Annotated in this window: 21 protein-coding genes; 8 read left to right on the forward strand and 13 right to left on the reverse strand. The window is 64.6% G+C overall.

All coding sequences use genetic code 11. The annotated features are described in order from the left end of the window. Positions 1–2: 2 nt before the first annotated feature. Together FG93_RS01945 and FG93_RS01950 are read right to left on the reverse strand one after the other, a co-directional pair. Positions 3–896, reverse strand: coding sequence for a transglutaminase family protein (locus FG93_RS01945; protein ID WP_052513227.1), 894 nt, complete (start codon positions 894–896; stop codon positions 3–5). Positions 897–1,107: 211 nt separating this feature from the next. Continuing rightward, a complete protein-coding gene (locus FG93_RS01950; RefSeq protein WP_043231217.1) occupies positions 1,108–1,479 on the reverse strand; it encodes a PRC-barrel domain-containing protein in 372 nt (123 codons plus the stop codon). A 314-nt stretch (positions 1,480–1,793) separates the two neighbouring features. Between FG93_RS01950 and FG93_RS01955 the strand changes: the two genes are divergently transcribed. Then, positions 1,794–2,057, forward strand: coding sequence for a glycine zipper domain-containing protein (locus tag FG93_RS01955; RefSeq protein ID WP_043231219.1), 264 nt, complete (start codon positions 1,794–1,796; stop codon positions 2,055–2,057). Between the two features lie 60 nt (positions 2,058–2,117). Here the strand turns inward: FG93_RS01955 and FG93_RS01960 are convergent, their stop codons facing one another. Beyond that, positions 2,118–2,867, reverse strand: a complete 750-nt coding sequence (locus FG93_RS01960; RefSeq protein ID WP_052513231.1) for a UTRA domain-containing protein — start codon at positions 2,865–2,867, stop codon at positions 2,118–2,120. A gap of 17 nt (positions 2,868–2,884) precedes the next feature. Beyond that, positions 2,885–4,252, reverse strand: a complete 1,368-nt coding sequence (locus tag FG93_RS01965) for a formimidoylglutamate deiminase (protein WP_244448468.1) — start codon at positions 4,250–4,252, stop codon at positions 2,885–2,887. A gap of 100 nt (positions 4,253–4,352) precedes the next feature. Between FG93_RS01965 and hutI the strand changes: the two genes are divergently transcribed. The 5 genes from hutI to FG93_RS01990 all read left to right on the forward strand — a co-directional run bounded on the left by hutI (position 4,353) and on the right by FG93_RS01990 (position 10,239). Continuing rightward, entirely contained in the window at positions 4,353–5,576 is a 1,224-nt protein-coding gene (hutI, locus tag FG93_RS01970; RefSeq protein WP_043231222.1) for an imidazolonepropionase, read from the forward strand. Continuing rightward, positions 5,573–7,108 carry a histidine ammonia-lyase gene (hutH, locus tag FG93_RS01975; protein ID WP_043231224.1) on the forward strand — a complete coding sequence of 512 codons (1,536 nt, stop codon included), beginning with the start codon at positions 5,573–5,575 and terminating at the stop codon, positions 7,106–7,108. Before hutI ends, hutH begins: the two co-directional genes overlap by 4 nt. Beyond that, a complete protein-coding gene (gene hutG / locus FG93_RS01980) occupies positions 7,108–7,917 on the forward strand; it encodes an N-formylglutamate deformylase (protein ID WP_043231226.1) in 810 nt (269 codons plus the stop codon). The genes hutH and hutG overlap by 1 nt, the downstream gene beginning before the upstream one ends. Positions 7,918–7,978: 61 nt before the next feature. After that, on the forward strand, positions 7,979–9,646 hold the full coding sequence (hutU, locus tag FG93_RS01985; protein ID WP_043231228.1) for a urocanate hydratase: 1,668 nt from the start codon (positions 7,979–7,981) through the stop codon (positions 9,644–9,646). 2 nt (positions 9,647–9,648) lie between these two features. Further along, the gene (locus FG93_RS01990) at positions 9,649–10,239 is read left to right on the forward strand and encodes a HutD family protein (RefSeq protein WP_043231230.1); all 591 of its coding nucleotides are present in this window, start codon (positions 9,649–9,651) and stop codon (positions 10,237–10,239) included. Between the two features lie 20 nt (positions 10,240–10,259). Here the strand turns inward: FG93_RS01990 and FG93_RS01995 are convergent, their stop codons facing one another. From FG93_RS01995 to FG93_RS02015, 5 genes are all read right to left on the reverse strand, one after another. After that, entirely contained in the window at positions 10,260–11,447 is a 1,188-nt protein-coding gene (locus FG93_RS01995; RefSeq protein WP_052513237.1) for a cyclopropane-fatty-acyl-phospholipid synthase family protein, read from the reverse strand. Positions 11,448–11,588: 141 nt separating this feature from the next. Then, positions 11,589–12,995, reverse strand: a complete 1,407-nt coding sequence (locus FG93_RS02000) for a TRAP transporter large permease (RefSeq protein WP_043231232.1) — start codon at positions 12,993–12,995, stop codon at positions 11,589–11,591. Positions 12,996–12,998: 3 nt separating this feature from the next. Beyond that, complete coding sequence (locus FG93_RS02005) at positions 12,999–13,583, reverse strand: TRAP transporter small permease (protein ID WP_043231234.1); 585 nt, start codon at positions 13,581–13,583, stop codon at positions 12,999–13,001. A 69-nt stretch (positions 13,584–13,652) separates the two neighbouring features. Next, on the reverse strand, positions 13,653–14,627 hold the full coding sequence (locus tag FG93_RS02010; protein WP_043231235.1) for a sialic acid TRAP transporter substrate-binding protein SiaP: 975 nt from the start codon (positions 14,625–14,627) through the stop codon (positions 13,653–13,655). Between the two features lie 57 nt (positions 14,628–14,684). Continuing rightward, positions 14,685–15,440, reverse strand: coding sequence for a FadR/GntR family transcriptional regulator (locus FG93_RS02015; RefSeq protein WP_043231237.1), 756 nt, complete (start codon positions 15,438–15,440; stop codon positions 14,685–14,687). Positions 15,441–15,783: 343 nt separating this feature from the next. Here FG93_RS02015 and FG93_RS02020 point away from each other — a divergent pair, with 343 nt between their 5' ends. After that, positions 15,784–18,195: a multicopper oxidase family protein gene (locus FG93_RS02020; protein ID WP_043231239.1), complete on the forward strand. Its 2,412-nt coding sequence runs from the start codon at positions 15,784–15,786 to the stop codon at positions 18,193–18,195. 50 nt (positions 18,196–18,245) lie between these two features. On the opposite strand, the gene FG93_RS02025 is transcribed toward FG93_RS02020, so the two are convergent. From FG93_RS02025 to FG93_RS02040, 4 genes are read right to left on the reverse strand one after another with little or no spacing between them, the layout of a single operon-like run. Further along, positions 18,246–19,025 carry an ABC transporter ATP-binding protein gene (locus FG93_RS02025; protein WP_043231243.1) on the reverse strand — a complete coding sequence of 260 codons (780 nt, stop codon included), beginning with the start codon at positions 19,023–19,025 and terminating at the stop codon, positions 18,246–18,248. Then, positions 19,022–19,795 (reverse strand): ABC transporter permease, encoded by a 774-nt coding sequence (locus tag FG93_RS02030; RefSeq protein WP_043231245.1) that lies wholly within the window; start codon positions 19,793–19,795, stop codon positions 19,022–19,024. Before FG93_RS02030 ends, FG93_RS02025 begins: the two co-directional genes overlap by 4 nt. A 2-nt stretch (positions 19,796–19,797) precedes the next feature. Continuing rightward, positions 19,798–20,304, reverse strand: coding sequence for a mismatch-specific DNA-glycosylase (locus FG93_RS02035; protein ID WP_043231247.1), 507 nt, complete (start codon positions 20,302–20,304; stop codon positions 19,798–19,800). Beyond that, on the reverse strand, positions 20,301–21,269 hold the full coding sequence (locus FG93_RS02040; RefSeq protein ID WP_152579256.1) for an ABC transporter substrate-binding protein: 969 nt from the start codon (positions 21,267–21,269) through the stop codon (positions 20,301–20,303). The genes FG93_RS02035 and FG93_RS02040 overlap by 4 nt, the downstream gene beginning before the upstream one ends. Positions 21,270–21,508: 239 nt before the next feature. Between FG93_RS02040 and FG93_RS02045 the strand changes: the two genes are divergently transcribed. Continuing rightward, complete coding sequence (locus tag FG93_RS02045; protein ID WP_043231248.1) at positions 21,509–23,065, forward strand: acetolactate synthase large subunit; 1,557 nt, start codon at positions 21,509–21,511, stop codon at positions 23,063–23,065. Positions 23,066–23,085: the final 20 nt, after the last annotated feature.

Raw genomic sequence — 23,085 nt, forward strand, 5'->3', positions numbered from 1 at the left:
TTTTACAATGCAGCAGCCCGCTCCGCGCGCCATCCAACACGGTCTTTCGTCACAATCATGGCAGCGTTCGCCTCCTCGACCTCTTCAGTCGTGACTTCGAAATGCTGGAGCGAATGGCCGCCGAAGGAATTGAGCATCGCCACGTCGGTCGCGTCACGGCCCCGTGCGATCACGATCCGGCCGATCCGGCGTGCGTTGTGGCGTGCGTCGAATGTGTACCAGCGGCCGCTGAGAAAGACCTCCATCCAGGCATTGAAATCCATCGGAGCCGGATCCTTCGGCACGCGGATATCGCCGAGATAGCCGTTGCAGTAGCGCGCCGGGATATTGAGGCAGCGGCAGAGGGTCACGGCAAGGTGGGCGAAGTCGCGGCAGACGCCGATCCGCTCCTCGAAGGCTTCCGCCGCAGTGCGCGTGTTGCGCGCATAGGCATAGCCGAAGGTCAGGTGATTATGGACGAAATCGACGACGGCCTGGACACGCTGCCAGCCCGGAGGGATCGGGCCGAAGAGCTCCCAGGCGCGGTCCCCGAGCTTGTCGGTTTCGCAATAGCGACTGCCAAGCAAATAGATCAGCGCCTCGTCGGGCAATTCCGACGGTCGCACTTCCTGCGCGGACGGATTGAATGGATCCGGCTCCCCCGAATCATGGAGAAGCCCTGCTGAGCTCAACCGAATCCCGCCCGCCGGAGCGACAAGCCGGCGACAGATGTTGCCGAACTGGTCGCGATATCGCTCGACCGGCACAGGAAATCGCGGATCGGCCAGGGAGACCGCCATCATGTCGTCTTGACGGATCACATCGTGATGACGGGAAGGATGCACATCGAGCATCGTCAGCAGCGGCAATTCCTGCTGAGAGACGAGTTCGATGCGATAGCCGTAGCGAATCTGCATGATGGGCTCCAGGCAGGAATTGAACCTTCACGACAAGCCGGCAGGCGATCCCCGATCGGGCCGGCGATGGTGGAAATATGCTGTCTGGATGACGCGCAATGAGCGGAATGGTTCCCCGAAAGGGAAGATGCGGGCCTTTCGGCCCGCATCCCGCCGTCACGACGGTTCGGCTGGGGGGATAGCAACCGCCGCGACCAGCAGACGGCGGTGCCTACATCATCCAGTATGGCATCGTGCCGTAGTAATCATGCACGCGCTTGCCGTAATTCTTGTCGTTCCAGTCGGGCTCGCCTTCGCTGTCGTACATCGGCGCCGCCTCGAGCTTCTCCTTGGTGAGGGGCACGACATAGCCACCGCGATTGGTGTCGTAGTCGAGCACGCTCCAGGGAATGGGGTGGTATTTCTCGCCTAGGCCGAGAAAGCCGCCGAAGGACATGATGGCGTAGGCGACCTTGCCGGTCTGCTTGTCGAGCATCACGTCGTAGATCTCACCCAGATGGTCGCCGGACGCGTTATAGACACTGGTCCCAGCGACACGAGCTCCGGCAATGAGCGGATTCCCGATGGTAGCGGTTGCGGTCATTGGAGCCTCCATTGAAGGACTACGCGGTGGCTCGCACCGCAGTCTGCCTGATCAACGCCGGGGCCTCCGGAAGGTTCCGGGCAAAGGCCGATCCGAGGGCCGCTCCATGCTCGAGACAACCCAGGGCGGCTCCGCGCCACGTTGCCGAGCCTTAAATGGAACATTAATCCTTTGTCATGGTTGCTATGTCGCGCGATGTTGTTGCGTCGCCCGTTACGGATCGTGTCTCGATCCTTCCGGGCGCGTTTCCGTATCGAATGGAGCGGTTCGGACTGTGCATTAGGCCTGTCGATTGCATCCTGGGAGTCAAGACAATGAAGAAGCTTCTCATCCTCGTCGCGGTCGCGGCCTCACTCGGCGCCTGCACGCAGCGCGAGCAGAATACCGGAACCGGCGCCCTGATCGGCGCGGGTACGGGTGCGCTGATTGGCGGCCTGGCCACTGGCCGCGCTGGTGGCGCGCTCGCGGGTGCTGCAATCGGCGGCGCTGGCGGGGCCATCATCGGCTCGGCCACGACACCCGATCGTATCTGCTATGGTCGCGACGAATGGGGCCGCCGCGTTCGCTACGCCTGCTGAACGGTTCAGCAGCCCAAAAATGGGAAAGGCCCGCATTCGCGGGCCTTTTTCATGCATAGCTCAGACCGCGCCATAGGGGCCGAAACGGCCAATGAAGCGGTGACGCCCGCCCGGATAGAGCAGGCGAACAGCCGTCACCGGCTGGTTCTGATTCCAAGTGCGGCGCTCGACGAGCAAGCACGGCTCGCCTTGCTCGATCTCCAGCAACCCCGACTCTCGCTCGCCCGCCGCCACCGCACTGATCGCGTGCTCGGCCTGTGACCAGAGACTGTGCTGCAGCAGCCAGTCGCCGGGTGGCGTCGTCTCGAACCGCTCGGCGGCAGTGGCCGGTACGGTCGCGAGGTGGATCACTCGCTCCTCCAGTACATGCGGCTGCCCACCGCTGCGATGCAGGGTCACGAGATGGGCCACCTGTTCCGAGCGCTTCAGTTCGAAACTCGCAGCGACTTCAGGCGAAGGCCGCCCGTCCCGCCGCGACAGAATCTCGAAGGAATAATCCTGGCCGAGCTGTCGCACCTCGTCGGGGATCGAGAGGATGTCGAGCATGGCGTGGCTTGCCGGCGGGTTCGCCACGATGGTGCCGGACCGCCGGCGCCGCGTAATCAACCCCTCGCGCGCCAGTTGCACCAAGGCGCGATGCACCGTCATGCGCGAGGCGCCGAGCCGCTCCATCAGAGCGTGCTCCGGCGGCACCGCCGTTCCCGGCGGCCAGGCCCCGTTCAGGACGAGATCCCGGATAGCGCGGCGGATCTGGTCATAGACCGGCCCCGTGCCATCCAGCTTTACGGCCTCGATCCCGTTATCCGACATGACGATCCTTCAAGGACTCAGGCAAGCAGTCGACGCATCGTCGCGGCGAATCGGCTCGCCACGGCTGCGCCAGCAACATGGCGACCTTCGCTGACAACCTGCCGGCCGCCAACCAGGACATCGCGCAACGGTAAGGCGTTGGCAGCGAAGATCGCGCTGTCGAGCGCCGCCTCGCCACGTTTTCCGACCAAGGCGGGATGATCGAAATCGAGCGAGAGGAGATCGGCGCGCTGCCCGACCGCAAGGCTTCCAATGGCACGGCCGCAGGCCTGCGCTCCGCCGACACAGGCCTTCGCCCAGAGGGCATGCCCGGTGGAAGCGTCAGTGTCCGCCAGCAAGGCGCGCCCGCGATCTCGCAGGCGCTGGGAGTATTCGAGTTGGCGCAGCTCGGCGCCGGCATCGATCTGGATGTTGGAATCGCTGCCGACACCGAAGGCCCCGCCAGCGGCGTGGTAGCGCACGCCATCGAAGATGCCGTCGCCGAGGCTCGACTCGGTGATCGGGCATAGTCCCGCGACAGCGCCGCTGCGCGCGATGGTGTCGCGCTCCGCATCGGTCAGATGGGTTGCGTGGATCAGGCACCAGCGCCGGTCCAACGCGATGCTATCGGTCAGGAATTCGACCGGGCGACGGCCGGTGATCTTCAGGCTGTCCTCGATCTCGCGCATCTGTTCGGCGACATGGATGTGGATCGGTCCATCGGGTCTCAGGCCAGTCAGCCACGCCAGATCCTCAGGCGAGACGGCGCGCAGCGAATGCGGCGCGACACCGAGCCGCGAATCCGGCAGAACACCGATCGCCACTGCGCTCGCCTCCATGAGCCGGGAAAAGCTGTCGCGATCATTGATGAAACGCCGCTGGCCGTGGCTCGGTGCCGCGCTCCCGAAATTGCCGAACCGATAGAGCACCGGCAGCAGGGTCAAGCCGATGCCGGTTTCCTCGGCCGCCGCCGCAACGGCCTGCGCCATCGCCGCGATATCGGCATGGGGCCGGCCATCCCTGTCGTGGTGGAGATAGTGGAACTCCGCGAGCGCGGTGAATCCGCCTTCCAGCATTTCGACCATCGCCTGCGCCGCGATCGCCTGGACGTCGTCGGGATCAAGCCGGTCGAGGAAGCGATACATCACCTCGCGCCAGGTCCAGAACGAATCCGTTGTAGCGCCACGCCGCTCAGACAGGCCTGCCATGCCACGCTGGAACAGATGGCTGTGGAGGTTCGGCATGCCAGGCAGCGTCAGCCCGGCCAGGTGCAGGGCACCCGCCGGTGCAGCTTTCCCCACGCTCACGGAGGCGATTGTTCCCTCCGCGATCGTGAGCGTCACGTTGTCGGCAAAGCCCTCCGGCAAGAGTGCCTGGGCGAGATGCAGGGTCGGGTTCGGTGTCACGCTGGCTCCTCGCTCGATTTGCATATGCAAATGAAATTTGCTAATTGCATATGCAATTGTCTAGCATAGTCGGATCGCAAACGAAGTCGAGAGGATGCGCATGGCGGCGGAACCTTCCAACTGCGACAGGGTCTGGGTGAATGCCCGCCTCGCAACCATGGCGCCCGGCGCCGGCGAGCCCTATGGCGCAATCGAGGACGGGGTCATTGCGGCCCGCGACGGCTGCATCGTCTTTGCCGGCCCGCGCAGCGAGGCATCAACCCTGAACGCGTGCGAAACGTTCGATTGCGGCGGACGCTGGATCACACCGGGCCTGATCGATTGCCATACCCATCTCGTCTATGGCGGAGACCGGGCGCATGAGTTCGAGCTCAGGCTGCAAGGCGCAAGCTATGAGGAGATCGCGCGCGCCGGCGGCGGTATCCTCTCCACCGTGAAGGCGACGCGCGCTGCCAGCGAGGCCGAGCTCTTCGCCAGCGCCGACCGGCGCCTGAGCGCCCTGATTGCGGAAGGCGTCACGACCGTCGAGATCAAGTCGGGCTACGGGCTCGAACAGCAGAGCGAGCTGAAGCAGCTTGCGGTCGCACGGCAGCTCGGTCGCGAGCGGCCGGTCACCGTCCGTACCACCTTCCTTGCCGCCCATGCCGTACCGCCGGAATTCACCGGCCGCTCCGGCGACTATGTCGACCAGGTCACCGGGCCGATGCTCGACGCCGTGGCCGCGCAGGACCTTGCCGACGCAGTCGACGTGTTCTGTGAGGGCATTGCCTTCTCGCCCAACGAGACGGCGCGGGTCTTTGCCGCAGCCAAGGCCAAGGGGCTGCCGGTCAAGATCCATGCCGAACAGCTTTCCAATCTCGGCGGCGCGGCACTCGCGGCCGAGCATGGCGCCCTTTCGGCCGACCATCTCGAATATCTCGACGAGGCTGGCGTGATCGCCATGGCCCAATCCGGGACGGTCGCCGTCATCCTGCCGGGCGCCTTCTACTTTCTGCGCGAAACACAGAAGCCGCCGATCGACCTGCTGCGCAAGCATGGCGTTGCGATCGCGCTCGCCACTGACGCCAATCCCGGCTCCTCGCCGCTGACCTCGCCGCTGCTGGTCCTCAACATGGCCTGCACGCTCTTCCGGCTGACACCGGAAGAGGCGCTGGCGGGGCTGACGCGCCATGCTGCAACGGCGCTCGGCCTGCAGAATGAGATCGGCACACTTGAGGCGGGCAAGCGCTGCGATCTCGCCATCTGGGAGATCGAGCGCCCTGCCGAACTCGCCTATCGCATCGGCTTCAACCCGCTTCACTCCCGCATCTGGAACGGCCAATGACCGCAACATTCTCCCTGAGGCCGGGCGACGCCGCCCTGAAGCAATGGCGCGCCGTGATTGATGGCGCCGCGGCCAAGCTGGATGGCGCGAGCGCCGCATCGATCGCCGCGGCGCAAGCGATCGTCGACGACATCGTCGCCGCCGGAACCGTGACCTATGGCGTCAATACCGGCTTCGGCAAGCTTGCCAGCGTGCGCATTGCCGATGCCGACCTGGCAACCTTGCAGCGCAACCTGATCCTCTCCCACGCCGTCGGCACCGGCCCTGCCCTGCCGGACCGGATCGTGCGCCTGATCCTCGCCATGAAAGCCGCGAGCCTGGCGCGCGGGGCCTCCGGTGTACGCCCCGTCGTGGTTGAGGCCCTGGTCGGTGCGCTCGCAGCCGAGGCGCTCCCGGTCGTTCCCGCCAAGGGCTCGGTCGGTGCTTCCGGCGATCTTGCACCGCTTGCCCATCTCACCGCGGCACTGATGGGCGTCGGCGAGATCAGCTTGCGGGGCGAGACGCTTCCCGCTGGAGATGCCCTGGCCCGGATCGGCCAGAAGCCGCTCGAACTCGGTGCCAAGGAGGGTCTCGCGCTGATCAACGGCACGCAGGTCTCGACCGCGATCGCGCTGACGGCGCTCAGCGATATCGCCCGCGTGTTCGATGCCGCACTGGTCACCGGTGCATTGTCCGTCGATGCGCTGAAAGGTTCCGACACGCCATTCGACCCGCGCATCCAGGCGCTGCGCGGCCAGCCCGGCCAGATCAGGGTCGCGCAAACATTGCTCGCGCTGATCGCGAAGAGCGAAATCCGCGACAGCCATCGCTTCGGCGATTCCAAGGTCCAGGACCCCTACTCCCTGCGCTGCCAGCCGCAGGTGATGGGAGCCGTGCGCGATCTCCTCGCCAATGCCGCCGCGACGCTTGCGATCGAGGCCAACGCCGTCACCGACAACCCGCTGGTGCTCGGGCCGGGTGAAATCGTCTCGGGGGGCAACTTCCATGCCGAGCCCGTCGCCTTCGCCGCCGACATCCTCGCCATGGGGCTGTGCGAGATCGGCAACCTGTCCGAGCGGCGCATGGCGCTGCTGGTCGACCCGGTGATGAGCGGCCTGCCCCCCTTCCTGGCACGCGATGCCGGTCTGAACTCCGGCTTCATGATCGCACAGGTCACGGCAGCCGCGCTGGCCTCGGAGAACAAGCAGAAGGCCTACCCCGCCTCGGTCGACACGATCCCGACCTCTGCCAACCAGGAAGACCATGTCTCGATGGCGACGCATGGCGCCTATCGCCTGCTCGATATGGCCAGGAACGCAGCCAGCATCATCGGCGTCGAGCTGATGGCCGCGGCGGAAGCGATCGAGCATCATCGCCCGATGAAGACGAGCCCGCGGCTGGAGCCGGTGCTGGCCCTGGTCCGGGAGCGTATCGCGCCGCTTGATGCAGACCGCTACCTTGCCCCCGACCTTGCGGCCGCGACCGAGCTGGTGCTCAGCGGCGCGATCAGCGATGCCGCCGGGCTCGACAGCTTCGCGGAGTTCTCCTCGTGATGAGCGTGAACCCTTCCGAGATCGTCAGCGTCACGCAGGGCGCCGGTCCGCTGGTCCTGTCGATGCCGCATCCAGGCACCGGGTTGCCGGACGAGGTGAAGGCGGCACTGAACGAGACAGGTCGCTCGGTGCCCGACACCGACTGGCATATGCACCAGCTCTATGCGTTTGCCGAGCGCTTCGCACCGACGATCGTCGAGGCCGGGCTCTCGCGCTATGTCATCGACCTCAACCGCGACCCCTCAGGCGTGTCGCTCTACCCTGGACAGGCGACGACGGAACTCGTGCCGACCACGACCTTCGATGGTCAGCCGATCTGGACAAGGGCGCCCGACGAGACCGAGGTCGCGCGCCGTCGCACCGCCTATTTCCAGCCCTATCATGACGCCCTCGCGGCCGAGATCGAGCGGGTCAAGGCCGCGCATGGTTTCTGCCTGCTCTGGGACTGCCATTCCATCAAGTCGGTCATTCCGCGCCTGTTCTCGGGCACGCTGCCTACGCTCAATCTCGGCACCAATTCCGGCGCGAGCTGCGCACCGGCAGTCCAACAGGCGGCCGTTGCTGCACTGGCCGGCTCGGGCTTCAGCCATGTCAGCAATGGCCGCTTCAAGGGCGGCTGGATCACCCGGCATTACGGCCAGCCGGAGCGGAATGTGCACGCAATCCAGATGGAAATCTCGTTGAGCGGCTATCTCACCGTGGAGACGCCGCCATGGAGTTTCGACACGCCCAAGGCTGCCAGACTGCAAACCGCCCTCTCCGCCATCATCGAAGCCGCGCTCGATGCGGCCAAAAAGCTGAAACCCTGACCGCAATCGGACGGAAAACCGCATTCCACTTTTCCCGATCACGGTTTGAACGGAGCCATTCATGACCCGCATCGACAATAGCCGCGTCATCCGCAGCCCCAGGGGCAGCGAGCTCTCCGCCAAGAGCTGGCTGACCGAAGCGCCGCTGCGCATGCTGATGAACAATCTCGACCCCGATGTCGCCGAGAAGCCGGGCGAGCTCGTGGTCTATGGCGGCATCGGCCGCGCTGCCCGGACCTGGGAGGATTTCGACCGGATCGTCGGCGCGCTGCGCTCGCTTGAAGCCGACGAAACGCTGCTGGTGCAGTCCGGCAAGCCGGTCGGCGTTTTCCGCACCCATGCGGATGCGCCGCGTGTGCTGATCGCCAATTCGAACCTCGTGCCGGCCTACGCGAACTGGGAGCATTTCCACGAGCTCGATAAGGCCGGACTGATGATGTACGGCCAGATGACCGCCGGATCCTGGATCTATATCGGCACGCAGGGCATCGTTCAGGGCACTTACGAGACCTTCGTCGAGGTCGGCCGCCAGCATTATGGCGGCAGCCTCAAGGGCAAGTGGATCCTGACGGGCGGGCTCGGCGGCATGGGCGGGGCTCAGCCGCTCGCCGCGACGATGGCCGGAGCCTCGATGATCGCCGTCGAGTGCAAGCCCTCCAGCATCGAGTTCCGGCTCCGCACCGGCTATCTCGACGAGAAGGCCGACAGCGTCGACGAGGCGCTGGAAATCATCAAGCGCGCTCATGCGGCAGGCAAGGCCGTCTCGGTCGGTGTGCTCGGCAATGCGGCGGAAGTCTTCCCCGACATGGTCAGGCGCGGCATCCGCCCGGATGTCGTCACCGACCAGACTTCGGCCCATGACCCGCTGAACGGCTATCTGCCGGCCGGCTGGACGCTCGAGCAGTGGGAAGAGCGCAAGGAACGCGATCCCGCCGGTACGATCGAGGCCGCCAAGAAATCGATGGCCGTGCATGTCCGTGCCATGCTGGACTTCCAGCAGATGGGCGTGCCGACGCTCGATTACGGCAATAATATCCGCCAGATGGCGAAGGATATGGGCGTCGACAACGCCTTCGATTTTCCCGGCTTCGTGCCGGCCTATATCCGCCCGCTGTTCTGCCGCGGCGTGGGCCCGTTCCGCTGGGCTGCGCTCTCGGGCGATCCGGAGGACATCTATCGCACCGACCAGCGCGTGAAGGAGCTGATGCCGGACGATCATCACCTGCATAACTGGCTCGACATGGCCCGCGAACGCATCAAGTTCCAGGGCCTGCCGGCACGGATCTGCTGGGTCGGCCTCGGCGACCGGCACCGGCTCGGCCTAGCCTTCAACGAGATGGTGGCCAAGGGCGAGTTGAAGGCACCCGTGGTGATCGGCCGCGACCATCTCGATTCCGGTTCGGTCGCTTCGCCGAACCGCGAGACGGAAGCGATGAAGGACGGTTCGGACGCCGTCTCCGACTGGCCGCTGCTGAACGCGCTGCTCAACACCGCCGGCGGCGCGACCTGGGTCTCGCTCCACCACGGTGGCGGCGTCGGCATGGGCTATTCCCAGCATTCGGGCGTCGTCATCGTCGCCGACGGCACTCCGGAGGCGGCCAAGCGGCTGGAGCGCGTGTTGTGGAACGACCCGGCGACCGGCGTGATGCGCCATGCCGATGCCGGCTACGAGATCGCGATCGATTGCGCCAAGGCGAAGGGCCTGAAGCTGCCGGGCATTCTCGGCTGATCATGCGCATCATCCGCGCCAGCGCGTGCCGCACCATGCCGTGGAAGAACGGCGGCGGCACCACGACGGAGATCGCAGCGCATCCGCCCGGCGCCTCGCTGGACGGCTTCGACTGGCGCATCTCCATGGCCCATGTCGGGGTGGACGGTCCCTTCTCCGTCTTTCCCGGCATCGACAGGACCTTGTCGGTGCTGACAGGCAGGGGAATCGTCCTTGCCTTCGGCGACGGCGAGAGCATCCTGCTCGAACCGTCCGCCGAACCCTATCCGTTCGCAGCCGACAGGCCCGTCGAGGGGCGGCTGGTGGACGGGCCGATCGACGACCTCAACGTGATGACCCGGCGCGGCCGCTGGTTGCACAAGGTGACGCGCTTGAGCGGCACCGAGCTGCCCATCCAGTTCGAGATGACCGGAACGGTCGTGGTTCTCGTCGCCCGCTCCGATGGCTGGATGATAGCGCGGCAGGAGCGCCGCGAAACGCTCGCCACCGGTGACAGTGCCCTGCTGGAATCAGTCGAGGGTGTCGTCCTGACGAATGCTCGCGAAGGCGGCGAGATCTTCGTGATCGAGCTGTCGGCCGCCCCGCACGCCTGACGCGTGCGGCCGACAACCGGTCATGTCACCATGTAGCTGCGCGTCATCGGCAAGGTGTCGAGCCGCTTGGCGAGCTGGAGCTGGAAGACGACAAGACCATCGTGGCGGAAACTCGCTTCTGAAGCGGCCAGATAGAACTCCCACATCCGCGCAAAGCGTTCGTCATACATGGCCACCGCCTCCTTGCGCCGGGCGAGGAAGCGCTCGCGCCAGGCCTTCAGCGTCTCGGCATAATGCAGGCGCAGCACCTCGACATCGGTGATGATCAGGCCCTCGCGCTCGACCGCCGCCGTGACCTCCGACAAGGCCGGGGTATAGCCGCCGGGGAATATGTATTTGGCGATGAAGGGGTTCGTCGCTCCCGGCGGCGTGGTGCGGCCGATGGTATGGATGAGTGCGACACCGTTCTCCGAGAGAAGTTCCGCAATCTTGCGAAAATAAGCGCGGTAGTAGCCCACGCCGACATGCTCGAACATGCCGACCGAGACGATGCGGTCGAAGGGTTCCGTGAGCGTGCGATAATCCTGGAACTGAAAGTCGACCGACAGTCCCTCGGCAGCGGCGCGCTCCTGCGCGACAGCGAGCTGCTCCCGCGAGAGAGTGATGCCCTTCACCGAGGCGCCCGTCTCGCGTGCGATGCTCAGGCCCAGGCCGCCCCAACCCGACCCGATATCGAGGACGCGCTGGCCCGGCTCGATCGCAAGCTTGGCGATGATGCGATGTTTCTTGGCCGCCTGCGCGTCCGCGAGCGAGATATCGGGGCTCGGAAAGAAAGCGCAGGAATACTGCAGGTCCTCGTCAAGGAAGAGCCGGAAAAACTCTGTCCTGAGGTCGTAGTGATGGGCGACGTTGCGTCTCGCCCAGGCCTGATTGTTGTTCTGGGTGAAGCGCCTGATCGCCGTGCGGAAGCGTGTGAGTGGTCGCGTCCAGGCGGTCAGCTCTTGCCGGGATGCCCCGGCAATCAGAATGTCGAGAAGCTCGTAGAGGCTACCACGCTCGACGACGACACGCCCGTCCATCACCGCCTCGCCAAGGGCAAGCTCGGGATTGAGCGCCAGCTTCAACTCGGTCGGCCGGTCGAGAATCCGCATCGTCAGCCCGGGATCACTTCCGGCGCCAACAGAGCGCTGGGATCCATCGGCGAAGACGATATCGAGCCGGGATTTCCCCACCAGCCTGGACAGCATCGATTCAATGAGCGCGCGCAAGGGCGTCACTCCCCGTCAGCGAATCCCCTTCGCTCAAAAAATGGCAATGCAGCCCCTTCAGTGCAACACCCTCAACCGGGGAGTGCAACAGGGGAGTGACTTTGACGCATGGCGGCAGAGGGCTGGCTTCGCCGCCAAATGTTACCGCAACATCCCCATCGTCCGCGGCAGCCATAGCGTCAGCTCAGGAATGAAGGTGATGGCAAAGAGCGCCAGGAAGAGCGGCACCAGCCACGGCAGGATCGCCATGGTGGTCTGCTCGACCGAGAGCTTCGCCACCCGCGAGAGCACGAAGAGCACCATGCCGAGCGGCGGATGCAGCAAGCCGATCATCAGGTTCAGCGTCATGATCAGCCCGAAATGGATCGGGTCGACGCCGAGCTTGAGGGCGATCGGCAGCAGGATCGGCACCACGATGGTGATCGCCGCGATGGTGTCGAGGAAGCAGCCGATGAAGAGCAGCAGCAGGTTCACCAGGATCAAGAAGACCCACTTGTTCTGGGTCAGCCCGAGAATCAGGTCGGACAGGATCTGCGCCGTGTTCGAGACCGTCAGCAGCCAGGCGAAGATCGAGGCGGCCGTGACGATGAAGAGGACGGAAGCGGTCGTCTCGATCGTGTCGAAGGTCGCCTTGGTCAGCGTGCGCAGCGTCATCGAGCGGTAGCGGACGAGGCCGAGGAAGAGCGACCAGATCACCGCCGCAGCCGCAGCCTCCGTCGGCGTGAACCAGCCCAATGTCATGCCGCCGATCAAGATGACCGGCGTCATCAATGCCATCACCGCCGAGAAGTCGAAATAATAGTCGAGCGCCAGCAGGACGACGAGCGCGAGCCCGATCGCGGCATTCGCCGACAGGCCTGCCCAGACGAGCAGATAAGCCAGGACCGGGAAGCCAAATACGACCAGAACCTCGATCCCCGCCGAGCCGATCTGGCGCAGCGAGAACTTGGCGTCGGAGCCCCAGCCGCGCAGGCGGGCAAAGACGGCGACCGTGCCCATCATGAACAACGTCATCACCACGCCGGGAATGACACCGCCAAGGAAGAGCGCGCCGATCGAGGTGTTCGACATCATGCCGTAGATGACGAAGGGCAGCGAAGGCGGAATGATCGGCCCAAGCGTCGCCGAGGCGGCCGTCACGCCAACGGCAACATCGGTCGGATAGCCGTGGTCCTTCATCGCCTTGATCTCGATCGTGCCGATGCCGGCGGCATCCGCGATCGCCGTGCCCGACATGCCGGAGAAGATCACCGAGCCGATGATGTTGACCTGGGCGAGGCCGCCGCGCATCCAGCCGACGAGCGCAACCGCGAAGGCATAGATGCGGCCGGTAACGCCGGCGATGTTCATCAGATTGCCGGCCAGGATGAAGAACGGCACCGCGAGCAGCGGAAAGCTCTCGACGCCGGCAATCATCCGCTGCGCCATGATAACGTCGGGGACGGTGCCGGAAATGACGATGAAGGCAAGCGAGGCGACGGCCATCGAGATGGCCACCGGCACGCCGAGGATCATCAGGCCGAGGAAGGTTCCAAGCAGGATGAGCATGCCTCAGGCCTCCGAGCCGTCGAAGGCCGAAGGGCGTTCCAGCACGGAATAGCCGCGTCGCGCGTTCTGCCAGGCGACCTGGATCGAGCGCAGCGTCATCAGTGCGAAGGCAATCACCACAGCGTTGAAGACGATCGACTTCGGGAACTGGATCGTCGTCATCATCTCATCGGGGATGAGCGACGCGTATTTGTACATCAGCCAGGTGCCGTAGCCGAAGAAGGCGATCCGCAGCAGGTCGACGCCCGTCGAGACGATCCGCCCTGCGCCAGGCGGCAGGTAGCGGTAGATGAAATCGACCTGGATATGGCGCGAGGCCCGCACGCACATCGAGGCGCCGAGGAAGACCACGACGACGAGCGCATAGATCGCGATCTCTTCCGTCCAGGCGTAGGAATCGTTCAGCACGTAGCGCGTGAAGAACTGCAGCACGACGCAACCGACCATCAGCCAGAACGCAGCGAGGGTCACCCAGTCCTCGACGCCATAGCCGCTCAGATCGGCCGGCGGCGGTGCCTCGTCGAAGACATGCGCGATTTCCTCGCTGGTGACGGGGGTGTGGATCTCCTGCGGGGTATCGCTCGACATCGACGGCCTCGGCTCGGCGTGAGGACAAAATCGGGCCGGTCAAAGACCGGCCCGATACGACGGATCAGATCACTTGATCGCCTGGATGCGCTCCCAATCGGCCTTGCGGTAGCCGAACTGCTCAAAGCTGACATTCTTCTGCACGGCGGCGAGGAAGTCGGCCTTGTCGATCTCGGTGACCGACAGGCCCTTGTCCTTAAAGACCTGCACGAGCTTGACCTCGTCGGACTGGATCTTCTTGGTCGCACGCTCGGCAGCCTCCTGCGCGACATCGGTGAAGATCTTGCGGTCTTCAGGCGAGAGCTTGTCCCAGAGCTGCTTGGAGACGACCGTGTTGAGGTGGTCGACAATGTGCCCGGTCAGGACGATATGCTTCTGCACCTCGTAGAACTTCTTGGCCTCGATGGTGTTGAGCGGATTCTCCTGCGCCTCGACCGTGCCGTTCTGGAGGGCGAGATAGACCTCGGCGAAGGCGATCGGCGTCGTGTTGGCGCCGCAGGCGCGCGGCATGGCGAGATAGGCGGGCACGTCGGGTACGCGGATCTTCAGCCCCTTCATGTCGGCGCAGGTCTTGATCGGCTTGTTCGAGGTGGTGTGGCGCGTGCCGTAATAGGTGACGGCCAGAATCTGGTGCCCGCTCTTCTCCTGATAGCCCTTCGCCATCTCCTTGAAGACGTCGCTCTTCACATAGGCGAGGAGGTGGTCCGGGCCGCGGAAGATGAAGGGATAATAGGTCACGCCGATCGGCGGAAAGGCACGGGCAGCGAAGCTCGAGCCCGAGATGATCATGTCGACCGTGCCGAGTGTCAGGCCCTGGTTGATGTCGGTTTCCTTGCCGAGCTGCGAGGCCGGGTAGACCGTGATCTCGTATTTGCCGTTGGTGCGCTTCTTGATCTCGTCGGCAGCCCAGACCGACTCGGTGTGGAACGGCTCGGAGGTCTCGTAGACATGCGCCCATTTCAGCTTGGTCTGGGCCTGGGCCGGCGCGCCGGCAAGAACGAGGCCGGCGGCAAAGGCCGCCGCCAGTGTCAGATAGCTCTTCATCAGATGTCCTCCCATGGACTCGAAGATCGTTGCTTGGCGTCAGTTCTTGGCTTGGCGTCAGTTCTTGCTGGCCAGGCAGGAGTTGACGCTCTCCTGCCCGCTTGAAACCCCTTCACCAAAACTCTGCGAAAAGCGCTCCTGCGAGCAGCGCAGATGCCGGCGCATCGCCGTGTTGGCGGCCTCTCCCGATCCGGCCGCCAGCGCATCACGGATGACACGATGCTCGGCAACGGCGGCGCGCCAGGACGTCTCGTTCTCGAAATAGCTCGCGAGCTGCTGGAAATACGGATTGATGCGCTGGTCGAACAACGTGCCGACGAAGCGCTCCAGAACGGAGTTCCCTAGGATTCCGGCGATGGCGACATGAAAGGCCCGGTCGAGCGCGACGAGTTCGTCGCTGGGCAATCCGGGAGCCTCCATGCCCCCCAGGATTTTATCGAGGCGCGCGAGATCCTCGCCCGTCGCCTGACCTCCCGCCTCGGCGCAGATGGCGCTCTCCACCAGCTCGCGGGCCTTCAGGACCTCGAAAGGCCCATCTGGTGCATCATCGGAGACAAGAATGGTGCTGGGAACCGGACGTGGCGGATCGATGACATAGACACCCGAGCCCATGCGGATGCGCACCCGCCCCTCGACCTCGAGGGCGATCAGCGCCTCGCGCACCGAAGGGCGGGATACGCCAAGCTTTTCCGCGAGTTCCCGTTCCGGCGGAAGACGTGCGCCGACAGGAAACTCCTGCCGGTCAATGAGATGACGCAGCTGGTCGGCGATCTGACGATAAAGGCGCGGCGACTCGACGGCTTCGAGCGGCACGTGTCACTCCCCGGTCCCATCCCCTGCCCTCGGCAGTGCCGAGGGCAATTTGGCCATGTGGTCAGGCCAATTATGGGAGACCGAACCACCATACGGACGGGCTTGTCAATACGCAGTCGCTCGCAGATGCCTTCCGCAGGCGATGGTCTGACCTCGCCGCCGGCAACGCGGTCTTGAAGGACGTCTGAACCCGATGGCTCGACATGGCTGAGTGCGACCAAGGTCGCGGACTTTGGTTTGCCGAGTTGCCCGACCTTCATCTCTCCACGGAGTCTGGTCTCATCGGTATAATCGCAATGGAGCGATCTCCGCCGATCGACCTTTCGTATGCGGGGAGGCAGGCATGTATCTTCCGCGCGAGACCACTGGCATCCGGTTGAAGGAAGCCGAGCGCGCTCTGGAAAACCGGCTCGAGATCGTCAAGGCCCTCTCCGTGGGGCAAATCACCAAGCGCGATCTGCTGCGCTGGGGCTATTTCACCGCGAGCGGGCTGCTGGTCGCGAAGAACGGGCTCAGTCCGTTCGCCATGAGCGCCTATGCCCAGGTGCCGACCGGGGCGCCGCGAAGCCCGACATTTGGAACGGTCAAGTTTCAGACGCCGTTGCAGCGGCCCGACCTGCAGAGGCCAATCCCGCTGCTACGCCTGCCGAACGGCGATGCCGCCTGGCAAACCGGTTCGGGCGGCGCGGAACTGCCCGCCAAGAATTTCTCGTACCACACCGACTTCAGCAATTCCGGCGGCGCGGCTTTCCGCAACCCGGTGACCGGGGCCGGGCCATTCGAGGGACGCCCGCCCGGCGAGTTCTTCGCGCATCAGCGCTGGGAGGAACTCTTTCCGAAGCAGGGCTTTCTGCTGTCGCTCGGGCAGATCCGGCCGGACACCGGACCCGGCCAGGGACTGCCGCAGCAGAACGCGAATTCCGTGTGGAGATTTGGGGCCCGGCAGCCCGGGCAGCCGGGCAGTGTCACGGGACTGCGCACGGCTTCGGGGAGCCCTGTTCTGTTCAAGCTGCGCTATGGCGAACCCGTCGTGACGCGAATCTACAACGACCTGCCGGTCGACCGGGCCATCAACGGCGGCTTTGGACGGAACGAGAGCTCGGTCCACCTCCACAACGCCCATAACGGCGCCGAGAGCGACGGTGCCTGCAACGCGTTTAATTTCCCTGGAACCTTCTATGACTACCACTGGGGGATGGCCCTGGCCCGGCGCGACCTGCCGAGCGTCTGGCCGACGGGCGACCGCGACTTTGCGCGCAAAGCCTCCGGTCCCGACGACGGCAACGGCCTGGTTCAGGTCCCGGGCGATTTCCGCGAGATCCAGGGCAGCCTCTGGATCCACGACCACCGCTTCTTCTTCACCGCGCCGAACATCTACAAAGGCATGTTTGGGGTCTGCAACCTCTACAGCGGCCCCGACAGGGGGCGCGAGGATCTCGATGACGGCATCAATCTGCGCCTCCCGAGCGGCTCACAGCTCGGCTGGGGCAATCTCGATTTCGACGTCAATCTGGTCGTCTCGAACCCAGCCTTTGACGCAGCCGGGCAGCTCCGGTTCGACATCTTCGAAACCGATGGCTTCCTCGGCGATATTCTATTGGTCAACAGCACCTTTTACCCGCATTTCGAAGTGTTGCCGCGGCGCTATCGTTTCCGCATCCTGAACGTCGCCGTGGCGCGCTTCCTCAAGCTCGCCCTCGGCGTCAACAGAAGCCCCAGGTTTTCGCAAGGCACCAAGGTGCCTTTCCACTTCATCGCCAATGACGGCAACCTGGTCGTCAACCCGATCGCCCTGACCGAGCTCGACGAGCAGGGCACCGCCGAGCGCTACGATATCGTCGTCGATTTCTCCGCCTTCGCCCCGGGCGACAGCATCTTCCTGGTCAACCTGTTGGAACAGGACGACGGGCGCAGGCCCAGGGGCGCCGTCTCCATGGCGCAGGCCTTGCGGGGATCGGACAGAGACCCGACCGTCGGCCCGATCCTCGAATTCCGCGTCGTGAACTCGCTGCAAAGCGTCGACAATCCCGGCAAGGTGTACAGCGCCAACAATCCGCTCGACCGGGATCGCAGCGCCAATTTCAACGATCCGGAATGGCGCTCCGGCACCAAGACCCTGACCACCCAGATCCCGATCGTCGCGCCAGTGCGCGAGCGCACCCTCAGGTTCGGCCGCTCCGGAGAGGGGGATGCCCGTGATGCGGCGAACGGACAGTGCATTCCCGACTGCGGCCCTTTCGAGTCGTTCCCCTGGACCATCGAGGTCGATGGTGGCAGGGCGCATTCGCTCAATGCCAACCGCATCGCCCTCCTGGTCCCGAAACCCGGGGAGGTCGAACATTGGACCCTCGTCAATGGCGGTGGCGGCTGGGACCATCCGGTTCACCTCCATTTCGAGGAAGGCGTCACCATCGACCGGGGCGGTGCAGCCATTCCCGCTACGGAGCGGCTGGTGCGCAAGGATGTCTGGCGGCTGCGGCGCGACGGGAGAGTAAAATTCCAGGTCCGGTTCGGGGAGTTCGGTGGCGCCTATGTGACCCACTGCCACAATGCGACGCATGAGGACTTCGCGATGCTGATGCGCATCCAGCTTCTCACGCCTCCGCCGGGCGATCCAGGCTTCAAGGGCCAGCCGCAATATGTGGTGACACAGACGCCGATGCCGACACCGAACGGCGTCGCCTTCAAGCAACCCGAAATCCTGCCGGAAGGCGATCCACGGACGCTCAGAGTTGCTGGTTCTACACGCTCCTGACCATGCCAAGGCGGCCCATCATACAGCTTTGCTGTCTCGCGAGGCGCGACCTAGGCTGCGCTCGCCATCACCTCCGCCCGGATCTCTTCGACCAGTCGCTCCTTGAGCGCGACGAATTCCGGGCTCGTCTTGATCGTGTAGGGCCGCGGATGCGGGAGGTCGACCGGGATATCGGCCTTGACCCGCCCCGGGCGGGCGCTGATCACCACGACGCGCGAGGCCATGAAGATCGCCTCCTCGACGTCATGGGTGACGAAGAGCACGGTCTTCTGCTCGCGCTCCCAGATGCCGAGCAGCATCTCCTGCATCAGGGCGCGAGTCTGGTTGTCGAGCGCGCCGAAGGGCTCATCCAGCAAAAGGATCTTTGGATCATTGGCAAGCGCGCGTGCGATCGCAGTGCGCTGCTGCATGCCGCCCGAGAGCTGTTTCGGGAAATGGTTCTCGAAGCCCTTCAGACCGATGCGCCCGGCCCAGTCGGCCGCGATCCGCAGCCGCTCGGCCTCCGGCACGCCCTTCTCGCGCAGGCCGAAGGCGATATTTTGCGCCACAGTCAGCCAGGGGAAGAGCGTATAGCTCTGAAAGACGAAGCCGCGGTCCGCGCCCGGTCCGGTGACCCTCTCCCCATCGAGCAGGATGCGCCCTTCCGTCGGCGTCTCGAGCCCGCCGATCATGCGCAGCAAGGTCGACTTGCCGCAGCCGGAGGGGCCGAGAATGGTGATGAAGTCGTTATCGGAGACGCTGAGGGAGGTCGGCATCAGCGCCCTTGTCGCTTGCCCGCCATGACGCGCAGCGAAGGATTTTCCGACATTGTCGATGACGAGCTTGCTCATTTCGCGGCCCAGGGGAACAGGCGCTGATTGACCGCCTTGAACAGGAAATCCGAGATAAGCCCGATCAGGCCGATGACGATGATGCCGAAGATGATCTGCCCGGTGTTCAGCAGCGCCTGGCTGTCGGTAATCATGTGGCCGATGCCGGAGGACGAGCCGATCAGTTCGGCGACGATGACATAGGTCCAGGCCCAGCCCAGCACCATGCGCAGGATCTCGGCGATCTCGGGCGCAGCATTGGGCAGCAGCACCCGCATCACCACCGAACGATCGCTGGCGCCGAGCGTGTAGGCGGCGTCAACGAGATCGCGCCGAATCGAGCCCACCGCAACCGCGATCATCAGAATGATCTGGAAAACCGAGCCGATGAAGATGACCAGCAGCTTCTGCGTCTCGCCAATGCCGGCCCAGAGGATCAGCAACGGGATGAAGGCCGAGGCGGGCAGATAGCGTGCGAAGGAGACGAAGGGCTCGAAGAAGGCCTCGATCGGCTTGTAGGCGCCCATCAGGATGCCAAGTGGCAGCGCGACGACGACCGCGAGGATGAAGCCGCCGACGACGCGCCAGATCGTCATGCCGATATCGAACGCGAAGCCATATTCGACGAGCAGCTTGTAGCCTTCGCCGACCATGGTCAGCGGATCGGCCAGGAAGAGGCGTTGCACATAGCCGCCGAAGGTCGCGACCGACCAGACCACGACGAAAAGAACGAAGAAGCCGAGCCCAAGCGCGACGCGAGACGGGATGGAAACGGGCTGAAGCGGCTTCATCGTCAAGCCTCCTGCGCGCGCCAGGCCGCGGCCAGTTCCTGCCACGGCTCGACCGACCAGAAGCCCGAGGCCGCGCCGGAGGTCGACGGCAGCACGAAGGTCGCGCAACCCGCGACATCAACCGGCTGGCGGCCATAGCCGATTACGGCACTTGCCTGACCAAGCACGGCTTCGGCCGCACGCTTGCCATTGAAGGCGATGAAGGCCGGAGCCATCGCACGCATCTTCATCAGGAACCCTTCAACATCGAAATGAGCACGCACGAGCGCGGCATCCGGCCCGGAGGTCGCTTTCGCGACGTCGGTGAGGCCAAGCCCATGGTCGAGCAATTGAGAAAACTCCTCGGGCCTGAATTGCCGGGGGACAAGTCCGGTGGCGTGAAGCACCCGCCAGAACTTGTTTCCCGGTCCGGCATAATAGGCGCGCCGCAAGGCTGAAGCGCGCCCGGCCTGAGTGCCGCAGAAGACGATTCCCAGACGTGGCGCAAGCACGTCCGGCAGGATCGTCACATCGCACCGCCCGAGACGAAGCGCGTATCAATCAGCGTGGTGATATCGGGCTTCGACTTGATCAGGCCAATCTCGAGCAGCAGATCGGCCGCCTTGGTGGTGAAGGCCTGCCACTCCCCGGAGAAGAACTTCTTGTTGCCCTCGGCATCTGACCAGCGCAGGAAGCCGGCGGATTTGCCGAACTGCTCGCCGGACTGCTTCACGTCCGCGCCCATGATGCCATAGGCCTTGGCCTGATCAGCCTTGATCAGCTCGAGCGCCTCGAAATAGCTCTTGGTCAGCCCCTTCACGGCAGCCTCGTTGCCCGCGATGAAGGCCGGCGTGCATCCGAAGGTGTCCATCACCATCGGATAATCGAGCGTGGTGGCGATGATCTTGCCGGCATCCGGCTTGTCGCGCACGGCAGAGAGATAGGGCTCATAGGTCATGGCCGCATCGTTCTGTCCGGCGATGAAGGCCTGGGCCGCCGGGCCGGGCTCCATATTGACCACGGTCACGTCCTTTACCGACATGCCGTTCTCCTTGAGGAACCAGGCAAGCGCGAAATAGGGCGAGGTGCCGGGCGCAGAGGCCGCAACCGTCTTGCCCTTCAAGTCCTTGATCGAGCCGGTCGCGCTGCGCACCGCCATGCCGTCTGCGCCATAGCTCTTGTCGAGCTGGAAGAGCTGCTTGGTCTTGATCCCGGCAGCGTCCCAGACGATCCAGGTCTCGACGGTCGTGGCAGCGCACTGGATGTCGCCCGAGGCGATAGCGAGGTGACGATCCTTCTGCGGGATCTTCTTGATCGTCACGTCGAGGCCATTCTTGGCGAAGATGCCGGCTTCCTTGGCCAGCACCAGCGGCGCGAAACCGGTCCAGCCGGAAATGCCGATCGAAACCTTGGTCTGCGCCTGCGCGCCGGTGGCGGCCAGCAGCGCCGCGAAGCCAAGTCCGGCCGCGGCTCCGATACGCTTCAAACCTGTCATGACGAAACCCTTCCCCTGTTTGCTGTCGTTCGCGCCCGCGGGGCCCAAGCCCCATCGCCTCATCCGACGCGGGATGCAACCTTCATTCCAAGTCAGGTTAAATGCATATGCAAATCCGTCAAGGCGGCGATCAGTTTCCTGAACGAAGCTGATAAATTTCTCTTGTTTGACACCGGGCGAGGGTTCCGTTCCCTTCGCACGGCCCTGCGCGCCGCGCATCTCCCATGAGGTCTTCCAGAATGAACGGCGCCGACCGCCTTTGCGATACCCTCCTCGTCAATGACGTGGATGTCTGCTTCGCCAATCCCGGCACGTCCGAAATGCATTTCGTCGCGGCGCTCGACCGCAAGCCGGAGATGCGCTGCGTACTCGGCCTGTTCGAGGGCGTGGTGACAGGCGCGGCCGACGGCTATGCGCGCATGGCCGACAAGCCGGCGGCGACGCTGCTGCATTGCGGCCCCGGCATGGCGAACGCTCTTGCCAACATGCACAATGCAAGGCGGGCCTGGACGCCGATGATCAACGTGGTCGGTGATCACGCGACCTATCACCTCGTCCATGACGCGCCGCTGACCAGCGATATCGAAAGCCTGGCTCAGCCGATGTCGCATTTCGTCCGTCGGATCACGACGCCCGAGGATGTCGGCCCGGCGATCGGCGAATCCTTTGCCGCCGCCATGTCGCTGCCGGGCGTAACCACCGTGATCCTTCCGGCCGATTGCGCCTGGGGCAGCGTCGAGCCGGCCAAGCTTGCCCCGGTCGCCGTGCCGAAGCTGAAATCGGTCGACATGACGGCTGTGAAGGAGGCCGCAGCTGCCCTTCGCAAGCACGGCAAGCGCGCCGCCCTTATGATGACCAACATGGCTTTGCGCGAAGGCCCGATGGCGATGGCGGCGCGAATCTGCGCCGTCACCGGCGCGCGCGTTTTCGGCCAGATGTCGAATGGCCGCATCGAGCGCGGCGTCGGCCGTGTCGCCCTGCCGAAAGTGCCCTACCCGGTCGATATCGCGCTCGAAGCGCTCAAGGATATCGACTTGCTGATTCTGGTCGGGGCCAAGGTGCCGGTCGGCTTCTTTGCCTATCCCGGCAAGCCCGGCCGCCTGATCCAGGACAGTTGCGCGGTGGTGACGCTGGCCGAGATCGGCGACGATCTGCCGCTCGCGATCGAGGCGCTGGCCGATGAGCTCGGCGCGCGCCAGAGCCAACCAGTCTATGTCGCGGAGCCTCGCAAGGAGGTCGCCGCCCTGCCGACAGGCGCACTCGACGCCGACAAGGTCTGCACGATCGTGGCGACGCTGCTGCCCGAGAACAGCATCATCTGCGACGAGTCGGTCTCATCCGGCCGCGTCTTCTACCAGCAATGCCACAACGCCCCGCAGCACGACTACATCCAGCTCACCGGCGGCGCGATTGGCGAGGGCATTCCGCTCGCGATCGGCGCAGCGGTGGCCTGCCCGGACCGCAAAGTCATCGGCATGCAGGCCGATGGCTCTGGCATGTATACGGTCCAGGGCCTGTGGACGCAGGCGCGCGAGAATCTCGACGTCGTCACGGTGGTCTTTGCCAACCGGACCTACCAGATCCTGCATGGCGAGATGCGCGCCGTCGGTGTCAATGATTTTGGCCGCAACGCCAAGCTGATGCTGAACCTCGACCAGCCGACGCTCGACTGGGTTTCGATGGCGCGCGGCATGGGCGTCGAAGCGGGCCGCGCGACCACCGCCGAGGAATTTACTAAGCTGTTCCAGGGCGCGTTGTCCCGGAAGGGGCCATTCCTGATCGAAGCCGTGATCTGAGACTTGCCTGTCGCGGAGGT

This window comes from Allobosea sp. LC85 (genome assembly GCF_000735605.1).
In the GTDB taxonomy this organism is placed as follows: domain Bacteria; phylum Pseudomonadota; class Alphaproteobacteria; order Rhizobiales; family Beijerinckiaceae; genus Allobosea.